The organism is Paraeggerthella sp., assembly GCF_048427265.1.
GTDB classification, from domain to species: Bacteria; Actinomycetota; Coriobacteriia; order Coriobacteriales; family Eggerthellaceae; genus Paraeggerthella; species Paraeggerthella hominis.
The window spans coordinates 40,379-51,240 of the sequence record NZ_DBFOSR010000096.1; the positions used below are offsets into that span (position 1 = coordinate 40,379).

Below are 10,862 nucleotides of genomic sequence, written 5' to 3' on the forward strand. Positions count from 1 at the left end.
AACCCATGGCACGAGGGAGGGGTTCGCGGCTTGCTGTGGCGCTGGCCTGCCAAAAGAGGACAACCGGAAGAAAGGAGAATCGGTTTTCGTTTCCCATTGCAAAGGAGGATTTCATGAAGAAAGAAGAATGCGCGGGTTCGCGCCATCGAAGCAAGCCGAAGTTGATCGCCTCCCTCGTGGCAGTAGCCATGGTCGCTTCGTTTGCCGCATGGGGGTGCAGCCCCAAACCTTCGTCGGACGAGCCGGATTCAACCGGGACGAAGGCGGAACCTGCAGCTAGTTCGGGTCCCGATCAGCTTGCAGCCTATAGCGGATTTCCCGAGTCGGGTCGCTTTGTGGACGGCATTGCGTCATTGCCCGAGTTTTACCAGAACACCGAGAAGAACGACGCCAACGCCGAGTCTCGCTCTCCGCGTCGTTACACCGACCGCAACGGTTTTTTGGTGCAGCCGGTTCCTTCCGATGACATCGGATTCAACGACACCTACCTTGACGCAGACAAGCGCGGATGCACCTCGTGCCACACGCTCGAGAACGCGCTCATGAGCTTGCCAACGTACCATCGGCTTATTTTCTTCGGATACAACACCGAGCAGGGATACCAAAATTGCATCGCGTGCCATTCCGAATCCTACTCGGGAAACAAGCTGAGCGACCCCATCCATACGCTGCACATGGGCAGCCCCATGTTCGTCGACAAAGACGGCGGCACGTGCCAGTCCTGCCATTACGTCGATGCGAAAACAGGGACGTTCGAGCGATGGGACGAAGTGAAGTACAACCTGTACAAGGGCATCACCGATTTGAAGGCCGACGAGGCAAAGCCCTCCATCTCGTACGACCAGACCACCATCACACCGCCGGAAAACCGATTCTACAAGACCATCAAAGACGAGCCGAGCCAATGGTTGACCGATGATTCCCAGGTTGACGAATCCATCTACCAGAACTGGGTCGTTTCCATTGACGGCGATTGCGAGAATTCCGTCGAGATGACGCTGCCCGAAATGGAGCAGAAGTTCGGCACCGTGAAGCAGGTCATGAAGATGGACTGCACTATCAACGGCGTGGGCCAGGCTACCATCATGCAGAGCGAGGTGGAGGGTATTCCCGTATCTGCCATCATCGACTATGCGAAGCCCAAAGCGGGTGCCAACATTTTGAGTCCCATCAGCTCCGACGGATACGATTACGCTCAAATGAGCCTCGATTGGCTGCGCGACAACGACGCCATCATCGTGACCAAGATGGACGGCAAGCTGCTCCCCAATTCTCAAGGATATCCTTGCATGATCTGGGTGTATAAGACTTCGGGCGGCAACTTCACGAAGCGCATCTCCAATCTGACGTTCATGACGAAGCCCGCTGACGAACTCAATGACCAGCTGTACGTGGGCCAGTTCACCGACGATCGCACGGGCGAGATCTATTCCAAGCCCAACAGCGGCGTGCTGAACTACCCGACCGGCGTGGTCCTGTCGGGCGATGAGGCCAAGACCGTGCATTTGGAAGGCTTTGCCGATGCATGGGACGAGCCTATCAAGAAGGTTGAATTCTCCTTCGACCATGGAAAAACGTGGACGACGCTCGACACGCCCGACAACAATGCCGATTACTGGACGTATTGGCGCATGGACTTCACGCCGCCGTCTCCGGGTGCGTACCTGCTTGATATTCGCACCACCAGCGTAACGCCCGACGGAGCCGATCGTGTTTGCCAGTACAACACGCAATTCATGTTCACGGTAGAGTAGAGAGGAGTCGACATGAAAACGAAGATGCAGCACGGTCGCACGACGCTCTCCGCTTTGGCCGGTTTGACCATGGTTGCTTCGATGGCGGCCGCGCCGGTTGCTCTCGCGTCCGAGACGGATGCTTCGACATCGCGTCCCGCTGGCGAAAACGAGGCGCGGACCTACGGTGCGCCGATCGAGAACGTGCAGGTCACTGATACTGTAGTCAAGGGCGAATTCTCGTATGACCAGGGTGCCATTACGCCGAACGCCCTCATCAAAACACTGTTTCAACGGGCTACGAACGCCTTGTGCGGAGCATCCGTCGATCTTGCGGTCGACAATCCCCTTGGTTGGCAGCTGTCGGTTTCAGGGGACGTGCAGTCAGCGTTCACCGCTTCGGTTGGCGATCTTGCCAAGGAGGAGTCCACGAACAAGGTGATGTCATGCACCTGCGGCGGGAATCCGGTTGGCGGGCGCGCAACCATCACGGCCGACGTGAAGGGCATTCCCGTGGAGCACTTGCTAAGCCGTGCGTCCGTGCAGCCGGGAGCGAACACGGTGACGTTCGTTTCTTCCGACGGTACCGAAGTCTCGTTCTCTTTGGGCTACGTGCTGGGGCATCATGCGGTGCTGAGCTATCAGATCAACGACGAAGACCTGTCCGCTTCCGTAGGCGGCAATAACCAGCTTTGGATGACGAAAACGCCTGCAAACTACTTCGTTCGCGACATTGCGAGCATCGTGGTCTCCACGCAGGAGCAGCCTCCTGCGGATCCAGGGCTTTCCGACGCTCACCCCAACAGCCCCAATATTGGCGTGTTGGCAGGCGTTCAGGAATAGGTGGAGCCATGATCGTTCCTATGCAGGTGGAGGCCGGGAAGCCGGTGACGTTGAGCGGATACGCCGAAGACTACGGAAACCAGATTTCATCGGTGCAGTTTTCGTTGGACAACGGTCGGAACTGGACTACGTTCGACGTTTCCGACTCTGCTCCCGAATTGTCCGTTCAATGGAGCTTCTCGTACACGCCGCCTAAGCCTGGTTTCTATCGTCTGCTGGTTCGATCTGTTGCCGAGGACGGGACGGCGAGTCCCCTGGCCGACGTAGCGGAGTTCACGGCTACCTGATGAAATTGCTTGGCGGATTGCCGAAACGGCCCCGGATCGTCCGGGGCCGTTTCTATGCGTTTGAAAACAGATAGCCCGGTTATTCCATAAACAGATTGCAGGTTATCGGAAAGACACGGCTACCAAGCGCGTTGCAGTGCTCGGTATAATGAGCCGGACACATTTCCCGGACCCTTGCGATGAGGAGCCTTTATGAGTGAAAGCATAAGCACGACCTGCGTACAGGGGGGCTACCGTCCCGGCGACGGCGAACCTCGGCAGATTCCCATTTACCAGTCCACCACCTGGAAATACGATACGAGCGAGCACATGGGCAAGCTGTTCGACTTGGAAGAAGCAGGGTATTTCTATACGCGTCTGCAAAATCCCACCAACGATTTCGTGGCGGCCAAGATCGCCGAGCTTGAGGGCGGCACGGCGGCTATGCTCACTTCGTCGGGACAGGCGGCAAACTTTTTCGCGGTGTTCAACATCGCCGGTTGCGGCGACCATATTGTGGCCAGTTCGGCAATCTACGGCGGTACTTACAATTTGCTGGCGGTCACCATGAAGCGCATGGGACTGGAGTGCACGTTCGTGTCTCCCGATTGCACCGACGAAGAGCTCGAGGCTGCTTTCCGTCCGAACACGAAGGCCGTATTCGGAGAAACCATCGCAAACCCCGCCTTGTCCGTGCTTGACATCGAGCGTTTTGCCGCGGCGGCACATGCGCACGGCGTGCCGCTTATCGTGGACAACACGTTCCCCACGCCGGTGAACTGCCGTCCCATTGAGTGGGGCGCCGACATCGTCACCCATTCCACCACGAAGTACATGGACGGTCACGGAGCGAGCGTCGGCGGGGCTATCGTTGATTCTGGAAGGTTCGACTGGACCGCGCATGCTGACAAGTTCCCCGGTTTGTGCGAACCGGACGAAAGCTACCACGGAGTAACGTACACCGAGCGTTTCGGCTTGGCCGGTGCGTTCATCACGAAGGCGACGGCGCAGCTCATGCGCGATTTCGGGTGCACGCAGTCGCCGCAAAACGCCTTCCTCGTCAATATGGGGTTGGAAAGCCTGCACCTGCGCATGGCGCAGCACAATGCCAACGGGCTTGCGCTGGCCGAATTCTTGGCGCAGCATCCAAAAGTGGCGTGGGTGCGCTATCCGGGCCTCAAAGGCGATGCCGAATACGAACTTTCCCAGAAGTACCTTTCCCATGGCGCAAGCGGCGTGGTCAGCTTTGGCGTTGCCGGCGGTCGGGCGGCAGCGGAGACGTTCATGAAAAACCTCAAGTTGGCCCAGATCGCCACGCACGTGGCGGATGCGCGGACCTGCGTGTTGCATCCGGCGAACGCGACGCATCGCCAAATGAACGATGCGGAGCTGGCGGCTGCCGGCATCACCGCCGATCTCATTCGCTTGTCGTGCGGTATCGAAGGCACGGGCGATCTTGTCGCCGATGTCGAACAGGCTCTTGCCGCAGTGTAGACGCGCCGCATTTTAGGCAAGCGAGAAGAATTCCAAGCATCGCGAAACGCAGGACGCTCGAAAAACGAGCGCCTGCGTTTCTTTTTCGGCGAGGCAGAGTTCGAAATCGGACGGCTTCTTGCTGAATTCCCCTCCGGTCGACGGCCAAGGCTCGGTATACTGTTTTTCATGGAAAACCGCAAAGAGCATATGGTCGCGCTGTCTGATATCCCCGTCGAGTTTGCCCAGTTGAAGTGCACTGACGAGGGGATAAGGCCACTTGTTGCCAACGATGAGTTTTTCGCTTTGATGGGTTGCGTTCGCGCGCCCGGAGAGCTTTATCCCGAAGCCCTGCTTGCCACGTCTGGTTGGGATCAGTTTTCCGAGCGCCTGCGGATTGGCATCGAAGCGGGCGAAACCATAATCGAAATCGAAGTTCCTCAAGAAACCCTTGACGGATCCGTCCTCAGGGTTCGAACGCGCTGCAAGTACGACCCCGATCGACGAATCGCCTCATGCAGCGTACTGGACGTGACGTCGTGGTTGGAGACGCGCAGACGCTTGCGCATGAGCGAGGATGCTTTTCGGGTCGCCGTCGAAATGAGCGGCAAGATCATTGCGGTTTTCGACACCGTCGAGCGAGCGCTGCTTTTGCAGAATGTTTCCGGCGGAAGGCTGATCGAGCCTATCCGCTACGAGGACGTTCCCGATAGTCTGGTAACGCGAGGACTGGTTGCCCCCGAAGGGGTCGATGCGTTTTTGGGGCTGTACCACGATATCGATAGGGGCGTTCCTCATGGAACGGCGGTCATCCGCATGCGCAGGTCCGTTTCCGGCGATTTTCGGTGGTATCAGGTTGATTATACGCTGGTGACCGATGATGAGGGCAATCCCGCTTCAGCGGTTATCTCGTTTTGGGACGTGACCGAGCGGCGCGAGCTCGAGCGCGCGCAGAAGACGCGTGCGGAACGGGATTCCTTGACAGGCGTTTTGAACCGGGCTACGTTCGAGGCGCTGTCCTCTCAGCTTATCCGGGAATCAGAAGACCAGGTCAACCATGCTTTCATTATGGCCGATCTGGATGGCTTCAAGATGACGAACGATTCGCTCGGCCATGCGGTGGGCGACCTTGTGCTGGTGTGGTCGGTAGAGGCGCTTTCCGAGGCCGTTCGTCATGGCGATATGGTTGGGCGCATAGGCGGCGACGAGTTCATGGTGTGCTTGCGCGGCATTTCGTCGCGCGAGGTCATCGAGGCCATTGCACGGCGCATGTGCGCGGCCGTGTCGGAGATGGCCGCCAACGATCCGCGACGCCGAGACTATCCTACCGTGAGCTTGGGCATCGCTCGGTTCCCGCGTGACGGCGCCACATACGAAGAGCTGTACCGTAACGCCGATGCGGCCATGTACCGAGCCAAGCGCAGCGGCGGCAATACGTGGGAGTTCTTCTCATAAATCGTTCGCCCTCCCAGGCGCAGCCAGGCTTGCGGTCCTATTCCCAGCCCGGCTTTCCAACTCCTCCTTGCTCGATGGTGTCGAGCAACCCCTGACGATCGAACACGCCCACCTTGCGGTAGATATTGCTTACATGGTGCTTCGCGGTGCCCTGGGCGATGGACAATTCATCGCAGATATAGCGGACCGTACGTCCGCGCGCCAGCAGGACCAGCACTTCTCCTTCGCGGTTCGTCAGTCGGCACATTGCCGCGATGCGCGCGCATTTTTGCTCAAGGCTCGTGTCGGTCGCTGTGCGCGGCGTGGCATACAGTCTCTGCACGTCGGTCTGCGTGAAAAACAGCATGCCCGCCAATGTCAGAATGAGCACGCCTACAAGGAACACGTCGGTTCTCAAGGAGCCGGACCATATCGATGGTTGTTGCAGCACGTCAGCGGCGAACGATCCCGCAAGCGTGCCCGTTCGCGCGCAGAAGATGACCAGCCCGAACGAAAGCGCCACGGGAATGCGCGCGCGGAAAGCAACGTCGGTAGATACCAGCATCATGAACATATCCAGGCAGTACACACCCATGATGATGAGCCCCGCTCCTATAAAGCGATAAGGGGCGGATAGAAGAAGCAAGAGGACAAGGCCTGCTACCATGGCGGGAATAACGGGACGGTACAACGCGATGGGCTCGGCGAACGACGGTGCCGCCACCATGGAAAGCGTGATGGCGCCTATGCCGCCTCCTGCCAAAATGAGCGCTTTCGCGATGAACGAAGCGTCTCCGTCGGCAAACGTGTTGGCCATTCCCTGCGACATGCCGTACACAACGCTTATGATAAGGATGCATGTGAGGACCCGAGGTACCGGTATTGTTTTTATATCAAGCGGCAGCACGGAAGGCTCTCTGCGCGGTTCCTTTTTACAGGCTTTCAAAACGGCTGCCGACACCAGGGGCATTGCGGCGTTGAAGGCTACGGCTGCCCACTGCGGAAGCGCGTATGCTGCGAAAAACAGCGCGAAGGCAAACGTGTACGACACGTATAGATGACGCCCTACGCGGCCGGTGGCAAGCGCGCTCCATAATTCTCCCCACATGACAAGCAGCAACGCATTGCCGAACGCTACGGCGAGCGCCCCTGCTAAAAATGCAGAGAAGCCAATCGGACCGACCCCGAACGTCAGGGCGAGGGGGATGACGACCGATCCTGTTGCGGTCAGCCCTCCTGCGGCTGCAAAGCAGCTACGTCGGGTGAGAAACGGGGCGTGCCACCGAGCTGCGAGCATTACGGCTAGGTATCCCATCGCGGTAAGAGCGAGTATCCATAGCAAAGCATTGCCGGCGAAAGAGAATCGTTCTGCATCGGGAATGAGCGTGGCGGTGCACATGCTGATCATTTGCCAAGCCTGCCAGAATCCCAGGCCCAGCAAACGCCATCCTGAGAATCGCTCGCCCTCTTGGTTCAACCGTGCTTCGCCCATGCGTACTCCGTTTCGCTTCCCCCTGGCCTCCCTCTTCAAAGCTAGCAAAACCGTGGGACAGGTGCAAGTTGCGTTCAGGAAATCCTATGGTCCGATGTGGCCCATAAGCCGTTTTCCTGCGAAAATGGGCCGCTTTGTTCGATGACTGCGCATCCCGGAAGACCCATGATGACCTCAAGCGCAGACGGAGGGATCTGCGAATGAATCGAAAGGGGTTCGTATGTCCGAGCATGTGAAAAGCGGCCTATCGCGCCGTGCGTTTCTAGGCCTGGGTGCTACGGCTGCCGTTGCAGCGGGCGCAGCGGGTCTTGCTGGTTGTGCGCCTGCGGCGGGCGGGGCGTCAGACTCGAAGGCTTCTACGACGGATGATTCCGCCGCAGGGAAGTCTGCGTACGCTTGGGAAGTTGCGCCGGAGCCCATTACCGATATCGCGTCCACGGTAGACACGGACATCTTGGTTATCGGTGCGGGCCTGGCCGGATGCGCGACCGCTGCGGCGGCTGCCGAAAAAGGCGGCAAGGTCACGGTGGTCGAGAAGACGTCCAGTTGGAACGGCCGCGGTGGCGGCTTCGGCGCCATAAACTCGCACTACATGGACGAACTGGGCATCAAGGTCGATCGCGTGAACGCCAAGCAGCACTGGATCGCGCAGTGCGCAAGCCGTGCGAACGAAGATTTGATTTCCAAGTTCTTCAACCATTCCGAAGAAGCATCGAACTGGCTTTTGGCTAAGGCTGAAGCGTTGGGCGGCTCGGCCATGGTGGGTGCGTTCTACAGCCATGACGACGTGTACGCCGAGCAGCCGGGTTACCACATGCTCCGAATCCCCGAGGAAGCCGGCCTCAAGTCCACCGGGTTCGCCGGCGCCGAGCTGTGCTACAACGACGCCGTGCGCGATGGCGCCCAGTTCGTCTTCGACGCGCCGGCCGTGCAGCTGGTAAAAGACGGCTCTCGGGTGACGGGCTGCATCTGCGAGACGAAGGACGGCTACGTGCAGTACAACGCAAGCAAGGGCGTAGTGCTGTGCACGGGCGACATCGGCGGCGATGCGGAGATGGTCAAGGCGTACGCGCCGATCTGCGCCGAGTACGGACAGCCGCGCAGCCAGTACACCCCGATGGGCGTGAACACGGGCGACGGCCACAAGATGGGCATGTGGGCCGGTGCGCAGCTGCAGGACCTGCCGCTTCCCACGATGATGCATCCGCAGGCGTTTTGCTGGTTCCACGGGCCGTTCCTGTTCGTGAACGACAACGGCGAGCGCTTCATGTGCGAAGATACCTGGGTGCAAGGCAAGTCGCTTGCCATCAACCGCCAGCCCAACGGCGAAGCGTGGTCCGTGTTCGACGCCAACTGGAAGACCGACCTGGTGAACGGTCTGCCCTACGGCGGCGGTATGTTCTGGGATTCGTTCCGCCCCTACGGCAGCGACCTGGAGCTGGCTCCGCAGTACTTCGAGACGCAAATCCCCAAGTACATCGAGCAGGGCATTGCCTATCAGGCGGACACTCTGGACGACCTTGCCAAGAAGATCGGCTGCGACGCCGCTGCGCTCAAGGCCACGGTCGATCGCTACAACGGCATGTGCGAAGCGGGCGAGGACACCGACTACTACAAGAAGCCCGTGTTCCTGACCCCCGTGAAGGAAGGCCCGTTCTACGCGCTCAAAGTCGGCCCGGCATTGCTTGCCATCCCGGGCGGCCTGCGCACGAACGTCGACTTCCAGTGCCTCGATGCGGAAGGCAAAGCCATCGAAGGCCTTTACGCGCTCGGCAATGTGCAAGGCGACATCTGCGCGGTTGACTATCCCATCAACGTTGCCGGCAACAGCCACGGTCGCTGCATCACGTACGGTTACGTTTTGGGACACGAGTTGGCTCAGGCATAGGCCTTTCCGCCAATCCGATTTCCCGGCCCCTCCCTCGGTCCCTCGCGCTTCGGCGCGGGGGACCGCTTGCGTGTCCGACGTCGCCCTGCAGAGCGGATCGTTGCCCGCGTTGCCTGCCCAGGTGCTCGGCCGTTCTTTCTTTATGCAAATAGCGCGCAGCGTCATGATTATTCGTTGACTTCTGGGGTATTCCCTGTTTACAATGCAAAGGTTCGCTTTCGAAAGCCCCGTGCATGCAGTAAGAAGCGGAAGCGCGAACCGGGGAGTCCAGACCTTAGGTTGCGCGTCGGCGTAGGAACCCGACATCCGATCTACCTGCACTTTTGAAACCGATCATTCGCCGCGAAGCGGTTGGTTCGCTTTGTCGAGCCGCTGAAGAGCGACGGAAATCCCGCCCCGCACGGCGGGGTAGGACAGGATTTTGGAGGAAGATAGTGAAGACGTATTACGCGAAGCCCAACGAAGTTGAGCGCGAGTGGGTCTTGATCGACGCAGAGAACCAGGTTCTCGGTCGCGTCGCTGCAAAGGCTGCTCATATTCTCAAGGGCAAGCACAAGCCGCAGTACACGCCGCATGTCGACACCGGTGACTTCGTGGTCATCATCAACGTGGACAAGATCCGCGTGACGGGCACGAAGGCTCAGTCCAAGAGCTATTACCGTCACAGTGGTTTCCCCGGCGGGCTGAAGTCCGAGACCTTTGAAGAGGCCATGGCAAAGCATCCCGAGCGCGTTATCGAGCATGCTGTCAAGGGCATGCTGCCGAAGAACACGCTTGGTCGCGCCATGGGCAAGAAGCTCAAGGTGTACACGGGTGCGGAGCATCCGCACATGGCTCAGCAGCCCCGCAAGATCGAGATGGAGGGTTAACCCATGGCAGGTGAAGCTTTGTACTACGGCACCGGCCGTCGCAAGAACGCTGTTGCGCGCGTGCGCCTCGTTCCCGGCACCGGCAAGATGACCATCAACGGCCGCGAAGCTGCGCAGTACTTCGGTCGCGAGGCTTTGGTCGATTACGCCAAGACGCCGTTCAAGGTTACGGACACGGTGGACCACTTCGACGTTATCGCCATTCTGAACGGTGGCGGCATCTCGGGTCAGGCCGGCGCTCTGCGTCACGGCATCTCCCGCGCGCTGCTTTCCGCTGGCGATTATCGCGCCGAGCTCAAGAAGGCTGGCTTCCTGACGCGCGACTCCCGTATGGTGGAGCGCAAGAAGTACGGTCTCAAGAAGGCCCGCAAGCGCCCGCAGTTCTCGAAGCGCTAAGTCGTATTTGCGAACAGCATGTCTTTGCAAAGCCCGTCTCGTTCGAGGCGGGCTTTTTCTGTATATAGGTAGGGCGAGACTGCGGACGGGTGAAGCTATGCGATTTCGCGCGATTCCCGAAAAGGGCCTTGCGCCGCGTCCCGGCTTCACGTAACATGCTCCCTCCGCGCTTCCCGAGGGGAGGGCGCGGCTGCAACCCGCGGTTCCTCGCAAGGCGGACGAAGCCTCGACGGGAACGGGCCGAAGAACTTTTTCGAAAAAAGTTCTTGACGCCGGGCGGGGGCACGGGTAGTATATCTCCTTGCGCTTCGGGCTTCGGCCCCAGGCGGAGAACCTTGAAAACCGGATACTGAGAAGCAGAACAAGCGAGAAAAAAGCCAAGTGAACGGATCCGCATGAGACGGACCCCGGCCGGCCGCGGACCCCTCGGGGGAGCGGGCGGCGGGAAACCAAGATCGAACGCGGCAG

At 59.4% G+C, this 10,862-nt stretch carries 10 protein-coding genes; 8 read left to right on the forward strand and 2 right to left on the reverse strand.

Features of this window, described 5'->3' with window-relative positions:
- Positions 1–113 precede the first annotated feature (113 nt).
- From ACMNI9_RS08720 to ACMNI9_RS08735, 4 genes are all read left to right on the forward strand, one after another.
- A complete protein-coding gene (locus ACMNI9_RS08720) occupies positions 114–1,754 on the forward strand; it encodes a molybdopterin-dependent oxidoreductase (protein ID WP_418831653.1) in 1,641 nt (546 codons plus the stop codon).
- A 12-nt stretch (positions 1,755–1,766) separates the two neighbouring features.
- Positions 1,767–2,576, forward strand: a complete 810-nt coding sequence (locus tag ACMNI9_RS08725) for a molybdopterin-dependent oxidoreductase (RefSeq protein WP_216529229.1) — start codon at positions 1,767–1,769, stop codon at positions 2,574–2,576.
- A gap of 8 nt (positions 2,577–2,584) precedes the next feature.
- Positions 2,585–2,863, forward strand: coding sequence for an Ig-like domain-containing protein (locus tag ACMNI9_RS08730; RefSeq protein ID WP_216529230.1), 279 nt, complete (start codon positions 2,585–2,587; stop codon positions 2,861–2,863).
- Positions 2,864–3,055: 192 nt separating this feature from the next.
- A complete protein-coding gene (locus ACMNI9_RS08735; RefSeq protein ID WP_418831655.1) occupies positions 3,056–4,336 on the forward strand; it encodes an O-acetylhomoserine aminocarboxypropyltransferase/cysteine synthase family protein in 1,281 nt (426 codons plus the stop codon).
- A gap of 12 nt (positions 4,337–4,348) precedes the next feature.
- Here ACMNI9_RS08735 and ACMNI9_RS08740 read toward each other — a convergent pair whose 3' ends face one another.
- The gene (locus ACMNI9_RS08740; RefSeq protein WP_418831657.1) at positions 4,349–4,759 is read right to left on the reverse strand and encodes a hypothetical protein; all 411 of its coding nucleotides are present in this window, start codon (positions 4,757–4,759) and stop codon (positions 4,349–4,351) included.
- A 123-nt stretch (positions 4,760–4,882) separates the two neighbouring features.
- On the opposite strand from ACMNI9_RS08740, the gene ACMNI9_RS08745 reads away from it, so the two are divergent.
- The gene (locus ACMNI9_RS08745; RefSeq protein WP_231088317.1) at positions 4,883–5,770 is read left to right on the forward strand and encodes a GGDEF domain-containing protein; all 888 of its coding nucleotides are present in this window, start codon (positions 4,883–4,885) and stop codon (positions 5,768–5,770) included.
- Between the two features lie 37 nt (positions 5,771–5,807).
- Here the strand turns inward: ACMNI9_RS08745 and ACMNI9_RS08750 are convergent, their stop codons facing one another.
- Positions 5,808–7,241 (reverse strand): response regulator transcription factor, encoded by a 1,434-nt coding sequence (locus ACMNI9_RS08750; RefSeq protein WP_418831659.1) that lies wholly within the window; start codon positions 7,239–7,241, stop codon positions 5,808–5,810.
- 220 nt (positions 7,242–7,461) lie between these two features.
- Here ACMNI9_RS08750 and ACMNI9_RS08755 point away from each other — a divergent pair, with 220 nt between their 5' ends.
- From ACMNI9_RS08755 to rpsI, 3 genes are all read left to right on the forward strand, one after another.
- The gene (locus ACMNI9_RS08755) at positions 7,462–9,129 is read left to right on the forward strand and encodes an FAD-dependent oxidoreductase (RefSeq protein ID WP_114567820.1); all 1,668 of its coding nucleotides are present in this window, start codon (positions 7,462–7,464) and stop codon (positions 9,127–9,129) included.
- A 434-nt stretch (positions 9,130–9,563) separates the two neighbouring features.
- A complete protein-coding gene (gene rplM, locus ACMNI9_RS08760; RefSeq protein WP_114567819.1) occupies positions 9,564–9,998 on the forward strand; it encodes a 50S ribosomal protein L13 in 435 nt (144 codons plus the stop codon).
- A gap of 3 nt (positions 9,999–10,001) precedes the next feature.
- On the forward strand, positions 10,002–10,394 hold the full coding sequence (gene rpsI, locus ACMNI9_RS08765) for a 30S ribosomal protein S9 (protein WP_114567818.1): 393 nt from the start codon (positions 10,002–10,004) through the stop codon (positions 10,392–10,394).
- Positions 10,395–10,862: the final 468 nt, after the last annotated feature.

What these genes read in the sequence shown, in the direction of transcription:
- ACMNI9_RS08750 (WP_418831659.1), bottom strand. Translation starts at nt 7,241, where the DNA reads ATGGGCGAAGCACGGTTGAACCAAGAGGGCGAGCGATTCTCAGGATGG.
- ACMNI9_RS08755 (WP_114567820.1), top strand. Translation starts at nt 7,462, where the DNA reads ATGTCCGAGCATGTGAAAAGCGGCCTATCGCGCCGTGCGTTTCTAGGC.
- ACMNI9_RS08725 (WP_216529229.1), top strand. Translation starts at nt 1,767, where the DNA reads ATGAAAACGAAGATGCAGCACGGTCGCACGACGCTCTCCGCTTTGGCC.
- rpsI (WP_114567818.1), top strand. Translation starts at nt 10,002, where the DNA reads ATGGCAGGTGAAGCTTTGTACTACGGCACCGGCCGTCGCAAGAACGCT.
- ACMNI9_RS08735 (WP_418831655.1), top strand. Translation starts at nt 3,056, where the DNA reads ATGAGTGAAAGCATAAGCACGACCTGCGTACAGGGGGGCTACCGTCCC.
- ACMNI9_RS08730 (WP_216529230.1), top strand. Translation starts at nt 2,585, where the DNA reads ATGATCGTTCCTATGCAGGTGGAGGCCGGGAAGCCGGTGACGTTGAGC.
- ACMNI9_RS08745 (WP_231088317.1), top strand. Translation starts at nt 4,883, where the DNA reads ATGAGCGAGGATGCTTTTCGGGTCGCCGTCGAAATGAGCGGCAAGATC.
- ACMNI9_RS08720 (WP_418831653.1), top strand. Translation starts at nt 114, where the DNA reads ATGAAGAAAGAAGAATGCGCGGGTTCGCGCCATCGAAGCAAGCCGAAG.